Genomic DNA, 21,374 nt, shown 5'->3' on the forward strand with positions numbered 1-21,374 from the left:
TACATGAAAGAGTGTTTCTGCGAATGCTGAAAATTGGTCATAATACATACTAATTAAGAAATGAACGAAGGAGGTTCCATATGTCATATGTTAATGAACTCAAATCAAAGCACGGCGGTTTAACCGCACACATTGTAGAAACAGAAAAATTCAAAACCGTCTCGCTTATTTTTAAGATGCTGGCACCGCTGACAAAGGATCAAGTCACCAAAAGAGCGCTGCTTCCGCATGTGCTTCTTCGCGGAACGAAAAGCCATCCGAAAACCGCAGAATTGCGTTCATACCTGGATGAGCTGTACGGCACGTCAGTATCGGCTGATCTTACGAAAAAAGGAGAGCGGCACGTCATTACGTTCAGGCTTGAAATCCCTAATGAAAAATATTTAAAAGACCAAACGCCGCTGCTTGAGAAAGGGCTCCAGCTTCTTGCAGAAATCGTCTTTTCACCTGCTTTAGAGGGAGACACTTTTCAGTCACAATATGTGGCTCAAGAAAAACGGACGCTTAAGCAAAGAATCCAAGCCGTCTATGATGATAAAATGCGCTATTCGAATTTAAGGCTGATACAGGAAATGTGCAAAAATGAGCCTTACGCGCTTCATGTCAATGGTGAAATCGACGATGTCGATGACATTACGGCAGAGCAATTATACGAAACATACCAAAGCGCTATCCAAAAAGACCAGCTTGATCTATATGTTGTTGGCGATGTGGACAGTAACCAGGTACAATCGGCAATCGATAAGTATTTCAAAACAGAAGAGCGCACTCTTGGCACGATTGAAAACAATCACGCTGATGAAAAAGTTCAGCCAAAAGAAGTAATTGATGAAGAGGATGTCAAGCAAGGAAAGCTGAATATCGGCTACCGCACCAGTATCACTTATACAGATCAGGATTATCCTGCTTTACAAGTGTTTAACGGATTGTTCGGCGGATTCTCTCATTCTAAACTTTTCATTAATGTTCGGGAAAAAGCCAGTCTTGCTTACTACGCGGCTTCGCGTATAGAAAGTTTTAAAGGCTTGTTAATGGTGATGTCAGGTATTGAAGTGAAAAATTATGAACAGGCTGTTTCGATTATTGCTGAGCAATTCCAGGCAATGAAAAACGGCGATTTCAGTGAGCAGGATATAGCACAGACAAAGGCCGTCATTCGAAATCAAGTGCTGGAAACGATTGATACAGCATACGGTTTATCTGAATTTTTATATCAGCAGGCCGCTGCTCAAGTCGAGATTCCTATCGAAGACTTTCTTGCCAATATTGAGAATGTCACAAAAGAGGATATCATTAAAGCCGGCGAAAAGATTCAGCTTGATACGACTTATTTCTTAAAAGGGACGGAGGGTGCATCTTGATCAAACCAATCGAATATGAACAGCTTCAGGAGACGCTGTATCATGAAAAAATGTCCAACGGCCTTGATGTTTACGTTTTGCCGAAAAAAGGCTTCAACAAGACATATGCAGTCTTTACAACAAAGTACGGCTCGATAGATAACCGGTTTGTCCCTTTAGGTAAAAACGAGATGGTTCACGTGCCGGACGGGATTGCTCACTTTCTTGAGCACAAGCTGTTTGAAAAAGCGGACGGAGACGTTTTTCAAGATTTCAGCAAACAGGGGGCTTCTGCCAATGCGTTTACGTCATTTACAAGAACAGCTTACCTTTTCTCAAGCACATCAAATGTTGAACGCAATTTAGAGACGCTTATCGATTTCGTACAGGACCCATATTTTACTGAAAAAACGGTTGAAAAGGAAAAAGGGATTATCGGGCAGGAGATTAATATGTACGACGATAACCCTGATTGGAGGCTTTACTTCGGGGTCATTGAAAACATGTACAAAGAGCATCCTGTCAGAATTGACATAGCGGGAACAGTGGAAAGCATTTCACATATTACAAAAGACCTTCTTTATGAATGCTATGAAACGTTTTATCACCCGAGTAACATGCTCCTTTTCATTGTCGGACCTGTAGATCCTGAAGCGATTATTACTCAGGTAAGAGAAAACCAGGAGAAAAAGCCGTATACTGATCAGCCGGAGATCAAACGAGAAGAAGTGAAAGAGCAAGAAGCGGTTTTCCGAAAAGAAAAAGAGATCAAAATGAACGTGCAGGGACCGAAATGTCTTGTCGGGCTGAAATCCAAAAAGCCGTTTAAATTAGGCAAAGAGCTCTTAAAGCATGAACTTTCAATGAACTTATTGCTTGAAGCTCTTTTTGGCAAAAGCTCTGCCCAGTATGAATCACTTTATGAAAAAGGATATATTGACGAAACGTTCAGCTTTGACTTTACTGCTGAATATGGGTTCGGTTTTGCGGCGATCGGCGGAGATACGCCTGAGCCTGATCAATTGGCTGAAGACATTTCAAGCATGCTTTTGCGCGCCGGTGAACTGATTACTGCTGAAAAGATTGAACTTGCCAGAAAGAAAAAGATTGGTACATTCTTAAAAGCGCTGAATTCCCCTGAATACATCGCCAATCAATTTACCCGTTATGCGTTCTTGGATATGAGCCTGTTTGACGTTGTAACGGTACTCGAGCAGATTACCCTCGAGGATGTCCAGAACGTAATACAAGAGGAAATCGCTGCAGACAGGCTGACTGTCTGCAAGGTTGTTCCTAAATCATAAACAAAACATCCCTCCAGTGTGAGGGGTGTTTTTCTGCGGAAAGAAGGAAAGAGAATGAGCAAAACAGCACTAATCACCGGAGCAAGCGGCGGCATTGGCAAAAGCATCAGCGAAACCCTTGCGGCTAAGGGGTACAATCTGCTGCTGCATTACAATACAAATCAAAATGCGGCAGCGGAGCTTGCTGAAAAACTAAGTCAGATGTTTGGCGTAAATACGGAGATATTACAAGCTGATCTGTCCGCGCAAGATGGAGCAGATAAGCTGACAAGTTCAATTGTTCAGCCGGTTGATGCGATTGTTTTAAACAGCGGACGAAGCCATTTTGGGCTGATTACGGATGTAGATAACGCAACGGTTCAGGAAATGGTTCAGCTTCATGTAGCGAGTCCGTATATGCTGACGAGAAACCTTCTGCCAGGCATGATTCGGAATAAATCGGGAGCGATTGTGGCTGTCAGCTCGATTTGGGGAGAGACTGGGGCATCCTGTGAAGTGCTGTACAGCATGGCAAAAGGAGCTCAGCATTCGTTTGTAAAAGGATTGGCTAAGGAGCTGGCGCCAAGCGGAATCAGGGTAAACGCAGTAGCGCCAGGTGCAGTTGATACAAATATGATGAATCAATTTACCCCGGCTGAAAAAGAAGAGATCGCTGATGAGATTCCGATCGGCCGGCTGGCCCGGCCGCAAGAAATTGCGGATGCAACAGCTTTTCTCCTGTCTGAAAAAGCGTCATATATCACCGGCCAAATTCTGTCGGTGAATGGCGGCTGGCACTGCTGATCCGAAAATATTCGGTGTATAGTTTCTTTTGCGAAGGACACAATAATCTTGTAACTTCACATGAAATGGAGGAAACAAGCATGTCAGTATTAGAAAACTGGGATAGCTGGAAAAACTTCCTTGGCGACCGTCTGAACTATGCGCAAGATAAAGGTATGAGCCAGGATACGATTACAGATCTTGCGACAGAAATCGGCAGCTACTTGGCTAATGAAGTGGAATCTAAGAACGAGCAGGAAAAAGTGCTGGCAGATCTTTGGAGTGTAGCATCAAAAGATGAACAGCACGCCATTGCCAATATGATGGTTAAGCTTGTTGAAAATAACAGCACTCACTAGGAAGAGAGGGGATTTTTCCTCTCTTTTTTATGTTTTCCTCATCACAGCAACATTCTTCTTTCTAATTAGAGAAAAATGCTTTATGATAAAGGAAGGTAAAATTTTGCCACAATGAAGGGGGTATATCATTTGGCAAAGCTCGAATGGTATTTTGAATATGAAATTCAAGTGAACCGCCCCGGACTGCTCGGGGATATTTCATCTCTTCTTGGGATGCTTTCTATCAACATCGTAACGATAAACGGCGTCGATCTTTCCAGAAGGGGAATGCTCCTCAGGTGCCGCCATATAGATCAAATTAAACGATTAGAATCAATCTTAAAAACGATGGAAACAATTAAAGTAACGAAGCTTAGAGAACCGAGGCTTCGCGACCGTCTTGCCGTACGCCACGGCCGTTATATTCAACGGGATGCCGATGACAAGAAAACGTTCCGCTTTGAACGGGACGAGCTTGGCTTATTAGTCGATTTTATGGCCGAATTGTTCAAAAAAGAAGGCCATAAATTAATCGGAATCAGAGGTATGCCGCGTGTCGGGAAAACGGAATCGATTGTAGCCTCTAGTGTGTGTGCAAGCAAAAGGTGGCTGTTTGTGTCATCAACCTTGCTGAAGCAGACGATAAGAAGCCAGCTGATTGCCGATGAATACAGCACTGAAAATGTCTTTATCGTTGACGGAATTGTGTCAACACGAAGAGGATCGGAACGCCATCTCCAGCTGGTCCGAGAAATCATGCGGCTGCCTGCAACAAAAGTGGTGGAGCATCCGGACATATTCGTTCAAAATACAGAGTATACACTAGATGACTTTGATTATATTATTGAACTGAGAAATGACCCTGATGAGGTTATTACATATGAACATGCCGAGGAACCCCAAATGTTTGATCAATCCGGGTTTTCAAGCTTTGATTTTTAAAATTGGAAGGTGTTTGTTGTGACTGAACTAGGAATCCGGCTCAAAGAAGCCAGAGAGGAAAAAGCAATGTCATTGGATGATCTCCAAGCGGCAACAAAGATTCAAAAAAGGTATTTAACCGCCTTGGAGGAAGGAAACTATGACATTATTCCGGGGAAGTTTTATGTTCGGGCATTCATCAAGCAATATGCAGAAGCCGTTGGGCTTGATGCGGATCAGCTGTTTGAGGAGCATAAAAAAGATATCCCTAATACGTATCATGATGATGTGTCTGAAAAGATCTCCGGCATGAATCTTCAAAAGGAAATGCCAAAGCCAGCATCTAAGGCGCTGGAGCTACTGCCAACGATACTTGTTATTCTCGGCGTGATTGTCGTGATTGCCATTGTGTACACGATCATTCAATTTGCCAATCACAAAAACAGTGATGATCACAATGCGGCATCAGAAAAAGCAATTACGCAAAGTGAGAGCAAGTACGAAATCCCTAAAGATTCAACGCTGAAAGAGAATCAAAATAACAGCTCTGAAAAAGAGACAGACACTAAAAAAGAAACGAAAGAAAACGAAGATAAGAAAAAAGAAAATGACAGTGATAAGCTGGAGATTAAAGCTGCTGGCACTGAAGGATCGTTAACGACTTATGAAGTGTCCGGCGCTGATAAAATCGAGCTGGAACTGAAGGCATCAGACAGCTCCTGGATTCGAGTGCGCGATGAAAACAGCAGCTCTTTAAAAGAAGGAACGCTGAAAAAAGACGAAACCTATAAAAAAGACATAACTGATCAGAAACAAGTTGATATCCGCACCGGATATGCACCTAATCTGAAAATAAAAATCAACGGTAAGGTTCTTTCATATGAACTTGATCCGAAAAAAGTGATGGCACAAACCATAAAGATTGTAAATAAAAAGGAAGAAAAGTCATCTTAATTACCAGATGACTTTTCTTCACGTCCGAGTATGAAATTGGAGGGGCTTTATGTTTAACTTACCAAATAAAATCACACTAGCTAGAATCGCATTAATCCCAATCTTCATGATTATCATGCTGGCGCCGTTTGGCTGGGGCAGGCTCGAAGTTGGAGACGAATCCATCCCGGTCGCACATTTGGCGGGGGCCATTCTATTTATTATTGCATCTACAACAGACTGGGTGGACGGGTATTATGCCCGAAAATTGAATCTCGTAACAAACTTCGGGAAATTTCTTGATCCGCTTGCGGACAAACTGCTCGTATCCGCAGCGTTAATTATCCTTGTTCAATTTGATCTCGCTCCAGCTTGGATGGTCATTGTGATTATCAGCAGGGAGTTTGCCGTGACAGGTTTAAGGCTTGTCTTAGCCGGAACAGGAGAAGTCGTAGCTGCTAACATGCTTGGTAAAATCAAAACCTGGGCACAGATTATTGCGGTATCTGCATTGCTTCTTCATAATCTTCCATTTGAACTTGTGTCATTCCCGTTTGCAGACTTGGCGCTGTGGGTAGCCGTCTTCTTTACTGTCGTCTCAGGCTGGGAATATTTCTCTAAAAATTGGGAAGCGTTAAAAACATCTAACTAAGAAAGAAGGACTTCGTCATGGAATTTCCAAAAAAAGCAGAAATAATTGCAGTCGGTTCAGAGTTGCTGCTTGGTCAAATCGCCAATACAAATGCTCAATTTATCAGCAAACAGCTCGCTGAAATCGGGGTCAACGTATTTTATCATACAGCGGTCGGAGATAACCCGGAGCGGCTGAAGCAGGTCATCCGCATTGCTGAAGAACGCTCTGACTTCATTATTTTTTCAGGAGGGCTTGGACCCACAAAAGATGATCTGACGAAAGAAACGATTGCAAATACGCTGGGACGTCCGCTTGTGTTAAATGATGAGGCATTCCAATCCATTGAGGACTATTTCAAACGAACAAAACGCACGATGTCACCTAATAACCGAAAACAGGCGCTTGTGATCGAAGGCTCTGACGTGCTGGCGAATCACTTTGGAATGGCCCCGGGAATGCTCACAGAGCATGAATCGCGCTATTATATGCTTCTTCCTGGACCGCCGAGCGAATTGCGTCCAATGTTTGAAAACGAGGCAAAGCCTCTTCTGCTGAAAAAGATGGGTTCAAATGAAAAAATTGTGTCAACTGTTCTTCGCTTTTTCGGTATCGGTGAATCTCAGCTTGAAGCCGATTTGGAAGATATTATTGATGCACAAACCAATCCGACAATTGCGCCTTTGGCGGCTGATGGAGAGGTGACGCTGCGTCTGACAGCCAAACACGCCGATGAAAAGGAAACAGAGCGTCTGTTAAAAGAAACAGAGGCCGTTATCTTAGAGCGTGTCGGTGAATTTTTCTATGGTTACGATGATACTTCTCTTGTAAAAGAGCTATCTATAGCGTGTAAGGAAAAAGGCATTACAATTTCTGCGGCAGAAAGCTTTACCGGAGGGCTGTTTTCTGAATGGCTGACGGATCATAGCGGTGCCTCAAAATTATTTGCCGGGGGCGTTGTTTGCTATACAAACGACGTGAAGCAGAATGTGCTTGGTGTCAAGAAGGAAACATTAGATCGTTTTGGGGCGGTCAGCAAGGAGTGCGCATCCGAACTGGCTAAGGGTGTTCAAAAACTCACTGGCAGCGATATCGGCATTAGCTTTACTGGTGTAGCAGGACCTGATGCTCAAGAAGGGCATGAGCCTGGGCATGTGTTTATCGGCATTTCCGCAAATGGTAAAGAAGAGGTTCACGAGTTTCACTTTGCGGGCTCCAGAACGGGGATCAGAAAACGCGGCGCTAAATACGGCTGCCATTTAATCTTAAAGCTTTTAGAGCAAAAATAATATTTTCAGCACATTATCCTCCTAAGAAAACATGATTTCTCTGATACATTATGATATTTTGATAGGAATCACGCCAAGAAAAAATCCGAATATGCGTTCGCTTTTTTCTTGGCAAATCCCTTCAAACAGGGTATAGTATATGTAGTGGTAACATAAAGGAGGAAAAAATAGAATGAGTGATCGTCAGGCAGCCTTAGATATGGCTCTTAAACAAATAGAAAAACAGTTCGGCAAAGGTTCCATTATGAAACTGGGAGAAAAGACAGATACAAGAATTTCTACTGTCCCAAGCGGCTCCCTCGCTCTTGATACAGCACTGGGAATTGGCGGATATCCTCGCGGACGGATTATTGAAGTATACGGTCCTGAAAGCTCAGGTAAAACAACTGTGGCGCTTCATGCGATTGCTGAAGTTCAGCAGCAGGGCGGACAAGCCGCGTTTATCGATGCGGAGCATGCGTTAGATCCGGTATACGCGCAAAAGCTCGGTGTTAACATCGAAGAGCTTTTACTGTCTCAGCCTGACACAGGCGAGCAGGCGCTTGAAATTGCGGAAGCATTGGTTCGAAGCGGGGCAGTTGACATTGTCGTTGTCGACTCTGTAGCCGCTCTCGTTCCGAAAGCGGAAATTGAAGGCGACATGGGAGATTCTCATGTCGGTTTACAAGCACGCTTAATGTCTCAAGCGCTTCGTAAGCTTTCAGGGGCCATTAACAAATCGAAGACAATCGCGATTTTCATTAACCAAATTCGTGAAAAAGTCGGCGTTATGTTCGGGAACCCGGAAACAACTCCTGGCGGCCGTGCGTTGAAATTCTATTCTTCCGTGCGTCTCGAAGTGCGCCGTGCTGAACAGCTGAAACAAGGCAACGACGTAATGGGGAACAAAACGAAAATCAAAGTCGTGAAAAACAAGGTGGCTCCGCCGTTCCGTACAGCCGAGGTTGATATTATGTACGGAGAAGGCATTTCAAAAGAAGGCGAAATCATTGATTTAGGAACTGAACTTGATATCGTGCAAAAAAGCGGTTCATGGTACTCTTATGAAGAAGAGCGTCTTGGCCAGGGCCGTGAAAATGCAAAACAATTCCTGAAAGAAAATAAAGATATCATGCTGATGATCCAGGAGCAAATTCGCGAACATTACGGCTTGGATAATAACGGAGTAGTGCAGCAGCAAGCTGAAGAGACACAAGAAGAACTCGAATTTGAAGAATAAATATAAAATAAGTTTCAAATGATACAAAAGGCTGAGTGAAAAACTCAGCTTTTTTGTATTTTGCAAAAAAATGATAAAAATATTGCTTTTTTTGACAACTTTTTTAGGGCTTTATTCGTCTAACAAAACGTGTGCAAAATGGAATTTATTTTGGGAGGAAAAAATGAATGACAAGCCCAACCCGCAGAAGAACTGCGAAACGCAGACGGAGAAAACTAAATAAAAGAGGAAAACTGTTGCTTGGTCTTTTAGCAGTGATGGTTTGCATTACGATTTGGAATGCTCTTCATCGAAATAGTGAAGAAAACGAGCCATCTCAAGAAACTGCAGCGGTTTCAAATACCGATCAGAAAAAAGAGGTCAAAAAGAAAACTGCCAAAAAATCAGAGGAACAAATCAAAACAGTGGATCGAAATCAAAAAATCAGCAATTATTTAGAAGAGATCGGTTTCAGCGGAACAGCCATGATTGTCAGAAATGGAGAAATCGTAACAAATAAAGGTTTTGGCTATGCTGACCGTAAACACTATATTCAAAATAATCCATTGACATCTTTTTATGTCGGTTCATCACAAAAAGCGCTGATTGCAACTGCTATTTTGCAGCTTGAGGAAAAGGGGAAACTTCAGACAAGTGATCCGGTAAGCACGTATTTACCTCATTTTCCTAACGGACAAACGATTACTTTGAAGAATCTGCTTACACATACATCGGGGATAAACGGACATATTGAAGGAAACGGCGCCATTACTCCGGACGATTTAATAAAAGACATAGAACTTCAGGGAATCAAACGTCAGCCGGGCGTATGGGACTACAAGGATTCCAACTATTCTGTTCTCGCTTATATTATTGCTGAAGTAAGCGGTGAGCCCTATGAACAGTACATAAAGAATCATATTTTTAAACCTGCGGGAATGAAGCATGCAGGCTTTTACAAAACATATGAAAAAGAACCTTATCCTGCTGTCGGGTATAAGATGGAGGGCAGCAAAACAGTTACACCGTATATACCTGATCTATCCCAGCTGTATGGAGCCGGTGATATTTATATGAGCGCTATAGATATGTACAAATTTGACCAAGCGCTGATAGACGGAAAACTGTATTCGCAAAAAAGCTATGAAAAGATGTTTACGCCAGGGAGCAGCTCCACATACGGCATGGGATTTTATGTTGATCCCGGAAGCTATTCAAACCATGGTGTTATGCCGGGCTTCAATATCTTGAACAGCTTTAGCAAATCTGGGCAAACCATTGTTATTTTGTTCTCAAACATTCAAAATAATGCTAAATTGGGGCAAGTGAACAATAAAATATACCAGCTTCTGAATCAAGAATGATTGGTGATCTTCTTTTGGATGAATTGCATTCGGCACATGAAAAGACGACTGGCCTGCAAACGTTAAGATGGCAAGCTTGACAAGTATTTCCGACACATTTACAATGAAGTTGTAACATTTGTTTTTTTAACATGATTGTTAAACCATTTAAACTTGACAAGGGCGATGAACACACTCATTCCCTGTGAAGGTTCTGTATGTTGAGAAAACTAGACAATGTACATGCCGACACTTTTTAAGCAACAACCAAGTTCATAGCAAGAGGAGGTGAAAGTATGACCCCAATTATGATGGTTCTCATCTCCATTTTGCTGATTCTACTCGGTTTAGTTGTTGGCTACTTTGTTCGTAAAACCATTGCCGAAGCGAAAATTGCGGGCGCACGCGGTGCAGCCGAGCAAATTCTTGAAGATGCAAAGCGTGATGCTGAAGCACTGAAAAAAGAAGCTCTGCTTGAAGCAAAGGATGAAATCCACAAACTTCGAATAGATGCTGAACAGGAAGTTCGTGAAAGACGAAATGAGCTTCAAAAACAAGAAAACCGTTTACTCCAAAAGGAGGAAAACCTTGATCGCAAACATGAGGGAATTGATAAACGGGAAGCGATGTTGGAGAAGAAAGATCATTCTCTGAATGAACGACAACAACATATTGAAGAGATGGAAAGCAAAGTGGATGAGATGATTCGTATGCAGCAGTCAGAGTTGGAACGAATTTCGAGTCTGACTCGTGATGAAGCAAAACAAATCATTCTTGAGCGGGTTGAAAACGAGCTTTCACATGACATCGCCATCATGACAAAAGAAACTGAAAACCGTGCGAAAGAAGAGGCGGATAAGAAAGCGAAAAACATTCTTTCACTCGCCTTACAGCGCTGCGCAGCGGACCACGTTGCCGAAACAACGGTATCAGTTGTCAATCTTCCAAATGATGAGATGAAAGGACGTATCATCGGACGGGAAGGGCGTAACATTCGTACGCTTGAAACGCTGACAGGAATTGACCTGATTATTGATGATACGCCTGAAGCTGTCATTCTTTCCGGATTTGATCCGATCAGACGTGAGACAGCCAGAATTGCTCTTGATAAACTCGTTCAGGATGGTCGTATTCATCCGGCACGGATTGAAGAAATGGTTGAAAAATCTCGCCGCGAGGTCGATGACTATATTCGTGAGATGGGTGAGCAAACGACATTTGAGGTTGGTGTTCACGGCCTCCACCCAGACCTCATCAAGATCCTCGGCCGCTTAAAGTTCCGTACAAGCTACGGTCAAAATGTGCTTAAGCATTCCATGGAAGTCGCATTCTTGGCCGGTCTAATGGCATCGGAGCTTGGTGAAGACGCAAAGCTTGCTAAACGTGCGGGTCTTCTTCACGACATCGGGAAAGCAATTGACCATGAAGTAGAAGGAAGCCACGTTGAAATCGGGGTAGAGCTTGCGACCAAATATAAAGAGCACCCAGTCGTGATTAACAGTATTGCATCACACCACGGGGATGAGGAGCCGACTTCCATTATCGCTGTGCTGGTAGCTGCAGCAGATGCGCTTTCCGCTGCAAGACCTGGCGCAAGAAGTGAGACGCTCGAGAATTATATTCGAAGACTTGAAAAACTCGAAGAAATTTCTGAGTCCTACGAAGGTGTTGAAAAATCATTTGCCATTCAGGCTGGACGCGAAGTGCGTATTATGGTGAAGCCGGATTCAATTAATGATCTTGAGGCTCATCGACTGGCGCGAGATATCCGCAAGCGAATTGAGGACGAGCTCGATTATCCAGGTCATATTAAGGTGACAGTAATCAGAGAGACTCGAGCCGTAGAGTATGCAAAATAAAGTGATGCGCTAAGCATCACTTTATTTTTTTGACGGCAAGGAATTTTCAAGAAGAAAGGATTTACAAAATGAGAATTTTATTTATCGGAGATGTTGTCGGTTCACCGGGCCGTGACATGGTCAAAGAATATGTACCAAAGCTAAAAACAAAATATAAGCCTCACTTTACCATTATTAATGGTGAAAACGCTGCACATGGAAAAGGCCTGACGGAAAAAATTTATCACAGCTTAATCCAGTCCGGCGCAGATGCAATCACAATGGGGAACCACACATGGGACAAAAAAGAAATATTTGATTTTATAGATGACGTTCCGAACTTGGTTCGCCCGGCAAACTTTCCTGAAGGAACACCGGGGAAAGGGATCACATATGTGAAAGCAAACGGCAAAGAACTAGCAGTCATTAATTTGCAGGGACGTACGTTTTTGCCGCCGCTTGATGACCCGTTTTTAAAAGCGGATGAATTGATCGCAGAAGCTGCGAAAAGAACACCGTACATTTTTATTGACTTTCATGCCGAAGCGACAAGTGAAAAGCTCGCACTTGGCTGGTACACGGATGGACGGGCATCGGCTGTAGTAGGAACTCATACACACGTGCAAACAGCGGATAACCGCATTTTGCCGAAGGGAACGGCATATATTACTGATGTGGGAATGACTGGCCCGTATGACGGTATACTGGGGATGGACAGAGAGACGATTATTAAGCGATTCAAAACGAACCTTCCAGTCCGGTTTACTGTCGCTGAAGGAAAAACAACGCTCAGCGGAGTTGTCATTGACATTGACGATCAAACGAAAAAAGCCGTGAAAATTGAGCGTATTTTAATCAACGATGATCACATGTTCTTTGAATAGTTGAACATATGGTTATTTTATAAAAATATTAAAAAGAAAAGCAGGAATATAGCAACTCCTTAGTGAATATAGTAAAAATGGAAGGTAGCCCGCTATTTTTGAAAAGCATTGTGGGGATGGCTTTTTGGATAGCAACATCTAATAATGATTGTTCTAATGAACACTCACTTATCCATTGTAAAACTAAGGGGGAGCAGAAATGGAAATCTTAAAAGTTTCAGCAAAATCGAGTCCAAATTCAGTGGCAGGTGCGCTTGCAGGCGTGTTGAGAGAGCGAGGAGCCGCCGAGATTCAAGCGATCGGAGCGGGTGCATTAAACCAGGCTGTAAAAGCTGTGGCGATTGCCAGGGGATTTGTGGCGCCAAGCGGCGTTGATTTGATTTGTATTCCGGCTTTTACAGATATTCAAATCGATGGGGAAGAAAGAACAGCGATTAAATTAATCGTGGAGCCTCGCTAAAAACAAATAAAGCATTCTCAACCTGTTTGCGTAATGCAAACAGGTTGTTTTTCATTTATTGTGATATTTTCTCCCGATAGTATTTTTAGCACATAAATGAGCGAATATACAAAATCAGAAATGAGCTAAAACGTTTCAAAAAAAATTTCCGCCCATTTTTCAAGACAGATACTTTTGTCCTTATGGAAAAGACAGTGCTGTTTACGCTTATTCCATATCATGGTACAATCCGAATATAACAAGAATTTTTCAAGGAGGATTGTACATGCAGAGTGGAAAGATGAAAGCTCTAATGAAAAAGGACGGGGCGTTCGGTGCTGTGCTGACTGAAGTTCCCATTCCTGAGATTGATAAACATGAAGTCCTCATAAAAGTGAAAGCCGCTTCCATATGCGGCACGGATGTCCACATTTATAATTGGGATCAATGGGCACGTCAGAGAATCAAAACACCCTATGTTTTCGGCCATGAGTTCAGCGGCATCGTAGAGGACGTGGGAGAGAATGTCAGCAGTGTAAAAGTGGGAGAGTATGTGTCTGCGGAAACACACATTGTTTGTGGTGAATGTGTCCCTTGCCTAACAGGAAAATCTCATGTGTGTACCAATACTGCTATAATCGGAGTGGACACGGCAGGCTGTTTTGCGGAGTATGTAAAAGTTCCAGCTGATAACATTTGGAGAAATCCCGCTGATATGGACCCGTCAATTGCTTCCATTCAAGAGCCTTTAGGAAATGCAGTTCATACCGTACTTGAGAGCCAGCCTGCAGGAGGAACGACTGCAGTCATTGGATGCGGGCCGATTGGTCTTATGGCTGTTGCGGTTGCAAAAGCAGCAGGAGCTTCTCAGGTGATAGCGATTGATAAGAATGAATACAGGCTGAGGCTTGCAAAACAAATGGGAGCGACTTGTACTGTTTCTATTGAAAAAGAAGACCCGCTCAAAATTGTAAGCGCTTTAACAAGTGGGGAAGGAGCAGATCTTGTTTGTGAGATGTCGGGCCATCCCTCAGCGATTGCCCAAGGTCTTGCGATGGCTGCGAATGGCGGAAGATTTCATATTCTCAGCTTGCCGGAACATCCGGTGACAATTGATTTGACGAATAAAGTGGTATTTAAAGGGCTTACCATCCAAGGAATCACAGGAAGAAAAATGTTTTCAACATGGCGCCAAGTGTCTCAGTTGATCAGTTCAAACGTGATCGATCTTGCACCTGTTATTACCCATCAGTTTCCGTTAGAGGAGTTTGAAAAAGGTTTCGAACTGATGAGAAGCGGGCAGTGCGGAAAAGTAATTTTAATTCCATAAAGGGGGATAAACATGACGAAGGAATTTGAGTTTTTAAAAGCAGAGCTTGATAGTATGAAAGAAAACCATACATGGCAAGACATAAAACAGCTTGAATCTATGCAGGGCCCATCTGTCACAGTGAATCACCAAAAAGTCATTCAGCTATCTTCTAATAATTACCTCGGATTCACTTCACATCCTAGACTCATCAACGCCGCACAGGAGGCCGTTCAGCAGTATGGAGCCGGCACCGGATCAGTGAGAACGATTGCGGGTACATTTACAATGCATCAAGAGCTTGAGAAAAAGCTGGCAGCCTTTAAAAAAACGGAGGCGGCACTTGTATTCCAATCAGGCTTCACAACAAACCAAGGCGTACTTTCAAGTATTCTATCAAAAGAGGACATTGTCATCTCAGATGAATTGAACCATGCCTCTATTATTGACGGAATTCGACTGACAAAGGCGGATAAAAAGGTGTATCAGCACGTCAATATGAGTGATTTAGAGCGGGTGCTGAGAAAGTCAATGAATTATCGGATGCGTCTGATTGTGACAGACGGCGTATTTTCCATGGATGGCAACATAGCTCCTCTGCCTGATATTGTAGAGCTCGCTGAGAAATATGACGCATTTGTGATGGTGGATGACGCCCATGCATCCGGAGTACTTGGCGAAAACGGCAGGGGAACGGTGAATCACTTCGGTCTTGACGGCAGAGTGCATATTCAGGTCGGAACATTAAGCAAGGCAATCGGAGTGCTCGGCGGCTACGCTGCAGGTTCAAAGGTGCTGATCGATTATTTGCGCCATAAAGGCCGTCCATTTTTATTCAGCACATCTCATCCGCCGGCAGTCACTGCAGCTTGTATGGAAGCGATTGATGTCTTGCTTGAAGAGCCGGAGCATATGGAGCGCTTGTGGGAGAATACTGCCTATTTTAAAGCAATGCTTGTGAAAATGGGTCTGACTCTCACGAAGAGTGAAACGCCGATTCTTCCTATTTTAATAGGTGATGAAGGTGTGGCAAAGCAATTTTCAGATCAGCTCCTTTCTCGCGGTGTTTTTGCCCAAAGTATCGTTTTCCCGACTGTAGCAAAGGGAAAAGCCAGAATTCGCACGATTATAACAGCAGAGCACACCAAGGATGAACTGGATCAGGCGCTTGATGTCATCGAAAAGACGGCAAAGGAGCTCCAGCTATTGTAACAAGAGGAAGAGTTTACTCTTCCTCTTTTGATTCCTTATTGATTATTATTCTCAATGAGTGTACAATGATAGGTTGCCAGTTGTGCAGAGCTTCAATAACCTTTATACTGAAGGGTGGAAGTTTGGTTTGAAAGGAGAAAATATGACATGAATGAAAAACAAAAATTAGAGAGCGGACAAGTTAATCCATCGGACAAAAAATCCGAGAAGGATTACAGCAAGTACTTTGAAGCTGTTTACATTCCGCCTTCTTTAAAAGACGCGAAAAAACGAGGCAAGGAAGCCGTTACTTATCATAATGACTTTAAAATTTCTGAACAATTTAAAGGATTGGGAGACGGAAGAAAGTTCTATATCCGTACGTACGGCTGCCAAATGAATGAACACGATACAGAGGTTATGGCAGGGATCTTTATGGCGCTCGGTTACGAAGCGACAAACTCTGTTGACGATGCCAATGTCATTTTGTTAAATACATGTGCAATCCGTGAAAATGCTGAAAACAAGGTGTTTGGTGAGCTCGGGCACTTAAAAGCACTGAAAAAAAACAATCCCGATCTGATTTTAGGCGTGTGCGGCTGTATGTCCCAAGAGGAATCAGTCGTGAACCGTATTTTGAAAAAACATCCGTTTGTCGATATGATTTTCGGAACGCATAACATTCATCGCCTGCCGGAGCTTTTGTCAGAAGCATACCTTTCAAAAGAAATGGTTGTAGAAGTTTGGTCTAAGGAAGGGGACGTTATTGAAAACCTTCCGAAAGTCCGAAATGGAAAAATTAAGGGCTGGGTCAATATCATGTACGGCTGTGACAAATTCTGTACGTATTGCATTGTGCCTTACACACGCGGGAAAGAAAGAAGCCGCCGCCCTGAAGATATCATTCAGGAAGTGAGAAGGCTCGCAAGTGAAGGCTATAAGGAAATTACTCTGTTAGGCCAAAACGTAAACGCGTATGGAAAAGACTTTGAAGATATGACGTACGGACTTGGTGATTTGATGGATGAACTGAGAAAAATCGATATCCCGAGAATCCGTTTTACAACGAGTCATCCGCGCGACTTTGACGACCGCCTCATTGAAGTGCTGGCAAAAGGCGGAAATCTGCTTGATCACATTCATCTTCCGGTTCAATCAGGAAGCTCAGAAGTTCTGAAGCTGATGGCCCGCAAATATGACAGAGAGCGTTACATGGAGCTGGTGCGAAAAATTAAAGAAGCAATGCCAAACGCTTCTTTGACAACGGACATTATCGTCGGATTTCCAAATGAAACGGACGAACAGTTTGAAGAAACGCTTTCTCTATACCGTGAAGTGGAGTTTGACAGCGCCTATACGTTCATTTACTCTCCGCGTGAAGGCACTCCGGCTGCTAAGATGAAAGATAATGTACCGATGCGTGTGAAAAAAGAACGCCTGCAGCGTCTAAACGCACTGGTGAATGAAATTTCTGCTAAAAAAATGAAGGAATACGAAGGCAAGGTTGTCGAAGTATTAGTTGAGGGTGAAAGCAAAAATAACCCTGATATTCTTGCTGGCTATACTGAAAAAAGCAAGCTTGTCAATTTCAAAGGGCCGAAGGAAGCCATCGGCAAAATCGTCCGCGTGAAAATCCAGCAAGCGAAAACATGGTCGCTTGACGGAGAAATGGTAGGAGAAGCAATCGAGGTGAAATGAGATGACGCTCTACTCAAAAAAAGACATTGTGCAGCAGGCTCGAAACCTTGCAAAAATGATTTCTGAAACAGAAGAGGTTGATTTTTTCAAACGGGCTGAAGCGCAAATCAATGAGAATGACAAAGTGTCCACAATCGTTAATCAGATTAAAGCCCTGCAAAAGCAGGCTGTCAATCTGAAGCATTATGAAAAGCATGAAGCGCTCAAACAAGTAGAAGCAAAAATTGACGCGCTGCAAGAAGAGCTTGAAGAGATTCCTGTTATCCAGGAATTCAGAGACTCGCAGATGGAGGTAAATGACCTACTGCAGCTCGTTGCACACACCATTTCCAACCAAGTCACAAATGAAATCATCACATCAACCGGAGGCGACCTGCTGAAAGGGGAAACCGGTTCAAAGGTGAAGCATTCAAATAACAGCTGTTCTCTCTAAACACGGTGCCTTTACAGGCCCGTGTTTTTTTATCATTTGTGCGGTTAAAAATGAACTAAATAATCTATGTACCAAATGTTCAATTGGTTTTTCTGTGCTCAGCCGCGTATAAACTTTATCGCACTTATAAGTAAAGTTTCTAGGCACCCCTGCATACAATGGAACAGAAACTTTGTATTTTTATATTTTATTTATAAAAATGCACACTAGACAAATGCCCAGCATAAGATAACACGAAGAAGAACAAGGAGGCATGCCGGAATGTCTGAATACAGGGAAATTATTACGAAGGCAGTAGTAGCGAAAGGCCGAAAATTCACCCAATGCACCAACACCATCTCGCCTGAGAAAAAACCGAGCAGCATTTTGGGTGGTTGGATTATTAACCACAAGTATGACGCTGAAAAAATTGGAAAAACGGTAGAAATTGAAGGGTATTATGATATAAACGTATGGTACTCTTACGCGGACAACACAAAGACAGAGGTTGTCACAGAACGGGTAAAATATGTAGATGTCATTAAACTCAGATACAGAGACAATAATTACTTAGATGATGAGCATGAAGTGATTGCCAAAGTGCTTCAGCAGCCAAACTGCCTTGAAGTGACCATTTCGCCGAATGGAAATAAAATCGTTGTGCAGGCAGAAAGAGAATTTTTGGCGGAAGTGGTAGGGGAAACAAAGGTAGTTGTTGAGGTCAATCCTGACTGGGAAGAGGATGACGAGGAAGATTGGGAAGATGAGCTTGATGAAGAGCTTGAAGACATCAACCCGGAGTTTTTAGTGGGAGATCCTGAAGAATAAAAAAGGGACTAGGGGAGACAGTACCCCCAAGTCTCTTTTTTATATTGATATATCATTCTTTTATCACTTTTTGTTTATGTTATAATGAAGGTTGGAAAATAGAAACGTTGATACATAGTGAGGGATTAAACAATGGCCGGTTATACGCCTATGATACAGCAATATTTAAAAATAAAGGCAGAGCACCAGGATGCCTTTTTATTTTTTCGCCTGGGTGATTTTTACGAAATGTTTTTTGAGGACGCCAAAAAAGCGTCACAGGAGCTGGAAATTACGTTAACGAGCAGAGACGGCGGTGCGGCTGAAAAAATACCGATGTGCGGTGTGCCGTATCATTCTGCTTCCGCGTATATCGAACAGCTTATTAAAAAAGGATACAAAGTGGCGATCTGTGAACAGACGGAAGATCCGAAAGCCGCAAAGGGCGTTGTGAAAAGAGAAGTGGTTCAGCTGATTACGCCCGGAACTGTAATGGACGGCAAAGGCATCCATGAATCGGAAAATAATTTTATCGCATCTGTTTCAGCCTGCTCGAACGGATACGGACTTGCGCTGTCTGATTTAACAACGGGAGAAAATTTGGCTGTTTTGATTGAACGGCTTGAAGACGTCATATCAGAAATTTATTCAGTCGGCGCACGGGAAATCGTGGTTTCAGGAAGCTTGGATGCAGATACTGTGGCACAGCTGAGAGAGCGGTGCGGTGCAACGATCTCAATTGAAGACGGAGAAACAGACGAACACGTAACGATCATTGAGCACTTAAATAATGAAGATATAACAAAAACATTTATGCGCTTATATACGTATCTGAAAAGAACCCAAAAGCGCAGCCTTGATCATCTTCAGCCCGTACAGGTGTATGAGCTTGAGGAAGCGATGAAAATTGACTTGTACTCAAAGCGTAATCTGGAGCTGACCGAAACGATCCGTTCGAAAAATAAAAAAGGCTCCCTTTTGTGGCTGCTGGATGAAACAAAAACGGCAATGGGAGGCCGGCTGCTTAAACAGTGGATTGACCGGCCGCTTATCAGAGTCAATCAAATCGAAGAGCGCCAAGAAATGGTGGAAACATTGATGTCCCATTTCTTTGAACGGGAAGATCTGCGTGAACGTTTAAAAGAAGTATATGACTTAGAACGCCTTGCCGGCCGCGTTGCATTCGGAAATGTCAATGCCCGGGATTTGATTCAGCTGAAGGAATCGTTAAAGCAAGTTCCTGGCATCAAACAGCTGGTTGCTTCACTGGCTCATGACAAGGCCAAGGAACGTGCAAAGCGCATTGACCCTTGCGGGGATGTACTTGAACTGCTGGAAGAAGCGCTGTACGAAAACCCTCCTTTATCGGTAAAAGAAGGGAACCTGATTAAAGATGGTTATAATCAAAAGCTTGATGAATATCGTGATGCAAGCAGAAACGGAAAAGACTGGATTGCCCGCCTGGAACAGCAGGAGCGGGAATACACAGGCATTCGTTCTTTAAAGGTTGGCTTTAATAAAGTTTTCGGTTATTACATTGAAGTGACAAAAGCAAATTTGCACTTGCTTGAGGAAGGGCGTTATGAGCGGAAACAGACGTTAACCAATGCAGAGCGCTACATTACACCTGAATTAAAAGAAAAAGAAGCGCTCATTTTAGAGGCGGAAAATAACATCTGTGAGCTGGAGTACGAGCTGTTTACCGAGCTGCGCGAGAAAGTGAAGCAGTATATTCCGCGGCTGCAGTTGCTTGCAAAACAGATGAGCGAGCTGGACGCACTGCAATGCTTTGCGACAATCAGTGAAAATCGTCACTACACGAAACCGGAGTTCTCTAAAGATGAAGTCGAAGTGATTGAAGGGAGACACCCGGTTGTTGAAAAAGTCATGGACAGCCAGGAATATGTCCCGAACAACTGTATGATGGGCGATAACAGACAAATGCTTCTCATTACAGGTCCAAACATGTCAGGGAAAAGCACGTATATGAGACAAATCGCGCTCATTTCCATTATGGCGCAAATCGGCTGCTTTGTACCCGCGAAAAAAGCGGTGCTTCCGATTTTTGATCAAATTTTTACACGAATCGGGGCTGCAGATGATTTGATTTCCGGACAAAGTACATTTATGGTAGAAATGCTTGAAGCGAAAAATGCGATTGTCAACGCGACGAAAAACAGCCTCATTCTGTTTGATGAAATCGGGCGGGGAACGTCCACTTATGACGGCATGGCGCTGGCACAGGCGATTATTGAATATGTTCACGATCATATCGGCGCCAAGACGCTGTTCAGCACACACTATCACGAGCTGACCGTTCTTGAGGACAAGCTGCCCCAGCTGAAAAACGTTCATGTTCGCGCTGAAGAATATAACGGAACGGTTGTCTTTCTTCATCAAATTAAAGAAGGTGCCGCTGATAAAAGCTATGGTATCCATGTAGCTCAGCTTGCCGAACTGCCGGGAGATCTGATTGCGCGCGCTCAAGATATTTTAAAAGAGCTTGAACATTCAGGAAACAAACCGGAAGTGCCGGTGCAGAAACCTCAGGTGAAAGAAGAGCCGGCACAGCTGTCCTTTTTTGACGAAGCGGAAAAGCCGGCTGAAACACCAAAGCTTTCAAAAAAAGAAAAGCAAGTGATCGATGCTTTCAAATCACTTAATATACTGGATATGACACCGCTTGAAGCGATGAATGAAATGTACAAGCTGCAAAAGAAATTACATTAAAACGGGG

Annotated in this window: 19 protein-coding genes; all 19 read left to right on the forward strand. The window is 43.2% G+C overall.

Features of this window, described 5'->3' with window-relative positions; all coding sequences use genetic code 11:
* Positions 1–80 precede the first annotated feature (80 nt).
* The 19 genes from yfmF (at position 81) to mutS (ending at position 21,367) form a co-directional block, all read left to right on the forward strand.
* Complete coding sequence (gene yfmF / locus MKY50_RS09180) at positions 81–1,361, forward strand: EF-P 5-aminopentanol modification-associated protein YfmF (protein ID WP_341116511.1); 1,281 nt, start codon at positions 81–83, stop codon at positions 1,359–1,361.
* Complete coding sequence (gene yfmH, locus MKY50_RS09185; protein WP_043940117.1) at positions 1,358–2,644, forward strand: EF-P 5-aminopentanol modification-associated protein YfmH; 1,287 nt, start codon at positions 1,358–1,360, stop codon at positions 2,642–2,644. The genes yfmF and yfmH overlap by 4 nt, the downstream gene beginning before the upstream one ends.
* Before the next feature lie 54 nt (positions 2,645–2,698).
* Positions 2,699–3,427, forward strand: a complete 729-nt coding sequence (ymfI, locus tag MKY50_RS09190; RefSeq protein ID WP_341116512.1) for an elongation factor P 5-aminopentanone reductase — start codon at positions 2,699–2,701, stop codon at positions 3,425–3,427.
* Positions 3,428–3,507: 80 nt separating this feature from the next.
* The gene (locus tag MKY50_RS09195; RefSeq protein WP_003245199.1) at positions 3,508–3,765 is read left to right on the forward strand and encodes a DUF3243 domain-containing protein; all 258 of its coding nucleotides are present in this window, start codon (positions 3,508–3,510) and stop codon (positions 3,763–3,765) included.
* Between the two features lie 129 nt (positions 3,766–3,894).
* Positions 3,895–4,686 carry a DUF3388 domain-containing protein gene (locus MKY50_RS09200; protein ID WP_003220998.1) on the forward strand — a complete coding sequence of 264 codons (792 nt, stop codon included), beginning with the start codon at positions 3,895–3,897 and terminating at the stop codon, positions 4,684–4,686.
* 18 nt (positions 4,687–4,704) lie between these two features.
* Positions 4,705–5,619, forward strand: a complete 915-nt coding sequence (gene rodZ / locus MKY50_RS09205; RefSeq protein WP_088325885.1) for a cell shape determination protein RodZ — start codon at positions 4,705–4,707, stop codon at positions 5,617–5,619.
* A 49-nt stretch (positions 5,620–5,668) separates the two neighbouring features.
* Entirely contained in the window at positions 5,669–6,250 is a 582-nt protein-coding gene (gene pgsA, locus MKY50_RS09210) for a CDP-diacylglycerol--glycerol-3-phosphate 3-phosphatidyltransferase (RefSeq protein WP_341116514.1), read from the forward strand.
* Between the two features lie 17 nt (positions 6,251–6,267).
* A complete protein-coding gene (locus tag MKY50_RS09215; protein WP_003231847.1) occupies positions 6,268–7,518 on the forward strand; it encodes a competence/damage-inducible protein A in 1,251 nt (416 codons plus the stop codon).
* 172 nt (positions 7,519–7,690) lie between these two features.
* On the forward strand, positions 7,691–8,737 hold the full coding sequence (recA, locus tag MKY50_RS09220) for a recombinase RecA (RefSeq protein WP_003245789.1): 1,047 nt from the start codon (positions 7,691–7,693) through the stop codon (positions 8,735–8,737).
* Positions 8,738–8,904: 167 nt separating this feature from the next.
* Positions 8,905–10,080 carry a serine hydrolase domain-containing protein gene (locus MKY50_RS09225; protein ID WP_341116515.1) on the forward strand — a complete coding sequence of 392 codons (1,176 nt, stop codon included), beginning with the start codon at positions 8,905–8,907 and terminating at the stop codon, positions 10,078–10,080.
* Between the two features lie 275 nt (positions 10,081–10,355).
* Positions 10,356–11,918, forward strand: coding sequence for a ribonuclease Y (rny, locus tag MKY50_RS09230; protein ID WP_003221010.1), 1,563 nt, complete (start codon positions 10,356–10,358; stop codon positions 11,916–11,918).
* Between the two features lie 68 nt (positions 11,919–11,986).
* Complete coding sequence (gene ymdB, locus MKY50_RS09235; RefSeq protein ID WP_003245138.1) at positions 11,987–12,781, forward strand: 2',3'-cyclic-nucleotide 2'-phosphodiesterase; 795 nt, start codon at positions 11,987–11,989, stop codon at positions 12,779–12,781.
* A 199-nt stretch (positions 12,782–12,980) separates the two neighbouring features.
* On the forward strand, positions 12,981–13,241 hold the full coding sequence (gene spoVS / locus MKY50_RS09240) for a stage V sporulation protein SpoVS (RefSeq protein ID WP_003154135.1): 261 nt from the start codon (positions 12,981–12,983) through the stop codon (positions 13,239–13,241).
* Between the two features lie 265 nt (positions 13,242–13,506).
* Positions 13,507–14,550 carry an L-threonine 3-dehydrogenase gene (gene tdh / locus MKY50_RS09245; protein ID WP_014664024.1) on the forward strand — a complete coding sequence of 348 codons (1,044 nt, stop codon included), beginning with the start codon at positions 13,507–13,509 and terminating at the stop codon, positions 14,548–14,550.
* Between the two features lie 12 nt (positions 14,551–14,562).
* Positions 14,563–15,741 carry a glycine C-acetyltransferase gene (locus tag MKY50_RS09250; protein ID WP_041336018.1) on the forward strand — a complete coding sequence of 393 codons (1,179 nt, stop codon included), beginning with the start codon at positions 14,563–14,565 and terminating at the stop codon, positions 15,739–15,741.
* Positions 15,742–15,888: 147 nt separating this feature from the next.
* Positions 15,889–17,418 carry a tRNA (N6-isopentenyl adenosine(37)-C2)-methylthiotransferase MiaB gene (miaB, locus tag MKY50_RS09255; RefSeq protein WP_014664026.1) on the forward strand — a complete coding sequence of 510 codons (1,530 nt, stop codon included), beginning with the start codon at positions 15,889–15,891 and terminating at the stop codon, positions 17,416–17,418.
* A 1-nt stretch (position 17,419) separates the two neighbouring features.
* A complete protein-coding gene (ricA, locus tag MKY50_RS09260) occupies positions 17,420–17,851 on the forward strand; it encodes a regulatory iron-sulfur-containing complex subunit RicA (protein ID WP_003231834.1) in 432 nt (143 codons plus the stop codon).
* Positions 17,852–18,112: 261 nt separating this feature from the next.
* On the forward strand, positions 18,113–18,658 hold the full coding sequence (cotE, locus tag MKY50_RS09265; RefSeq protein WP_003231833.1) for an outer spore coat protein CotE: 546 nt from the start codon (positions 18,113–18,115) through the stop codon (positions 18,656–18,658).
* 132 nt (positions 18,659–18,790) lie between these two features.
* Positions 18,791–21,367, forward strand: a complete 2,577-nt coding sequence (gene mutS / locus MKY50_RS09270; RefSeq protein WP_167559711.1) for a DNA mismatch repair protein MutS — start codon at positions 18,791–18,793, stop codon at positions 21,365–21,367.
* The last annotated feature ends 7 nt before the right edge of the window (positions 21,368–21,374 follow it).

It is taken from the genome of Bacillus sp. FSL R7-0685, from assembly GCF_038002425.1.
In the GTDB taxonomy this organism is placed as follows: Bacteria; Bacillota; Bacilli; order Bacillales; family Bacillaceae; genus Bacillus; species Bacillus subtilis.

Bases quoted from the DNA above. Each gene is read 5' to 3' on its own strand.
- rny (WP_003221010.1), top strand. From the start codon at position 10,356: ATGACCCCAATTATGATGGTTCTCATCTCCATTTTGCTGATTCTACTC.
- MKY50_RS09195 (WP_003245199.1), top strand. From the start codon at position 3,508: ATGTCAGTATTAGAAAACTGGGATAGCTGGAAAAACTTCCTTGGCGAC.
- pgsA (WP_341116514.1), top strand. From the start codon at position 5,669: ATGTTTAACTTACCAAATAAAATCACACTAGCTAGAATCGCATTAATC.
- MKY50_RS09250 (WP_041336018.1), top strand. From the start codon at position 14,563: ATGACGAAGGAATTTGAGTTTTTAAAAGCAGAGCTTGATAGTATGAAA.
- cotE (WP_003231833.1), top strand. From the start codon at position 18,113: ATGTCTGAATACAGGGAAATTATTACGAAGGCAGTAGTAGCGAAAGGC.
- spoVS (WP_003154135.1), top strand. From the start codon at position 12,981: ATGGAAATCTTAAAAGTTTCAGCAAAATCGAGTCCAAATTCAGTGGCA.
- yfmF (WP_341116511.1), top strand. From the start codon at position 81: ATGTCATATGTTAATGAACTCAAATCAAAGCACGGCGGTTTAACCGCA.
- miaB (WP_014664026.1), top strand. From the start codon at position 15,889: ATGAATGAAAAACAAAAATTAGAGAGCGGACAAGTTAATCCATCGGAC.
- ricA (WP_003231834.1), top strand. From the start codon at position 17,420: ATGACGCTCTACTCAAAAAAAGACATTGTGCAGCAGGCTCGAAACCTT.
- MKY50_RS09225 (WP_341116515.1), top strand. From the start codon at position 8,905: ATGACAAGCCCAACCCGCAGAAGAACTGCGAAACGCAGACGGAGAAAA.
- MKY50_RS09215 (WP_003231847.1), top strand. From the start codon at position 6,268: ATGGAATTTCCAAAAAAAGCAGAAATAATTGCAGTCGGTTCAGAGTTG.
- ymdB (WP_003245138.1), top strand. From the start codon at position 11,987: ATGAGAATTTTATTTATCGGAGATGTTGTCGGTTCACCGGGCCGTGAC.
- recA (WP_003245789.1), top strand. From the start codon at position 7,691: ATGAGTGATCGTCAGGCAGCCTTAGATATGGCTCTTAAACAAATAGAA.
- mutS (WP_167559711.1), top strand. From the start codon at position 18,791: ATGGCCGGTTATACGCCTATGATACAGCAATATTTAAAAATAAAGGCA.
- tdh (WP_014664024.1), top strand. From the start codon at position 13,507: ATGCAGAGTGGAAAGATGAAAGCTCTAATGAAAAAGGACGGGGCGTTC.
- ymfI (WP_341116512.1), top strand. From the start codon at position 2,699: ATGAGCAAAACAGCACTAATCACCGGAGCAAGCGGCGGCATTGGCAAA.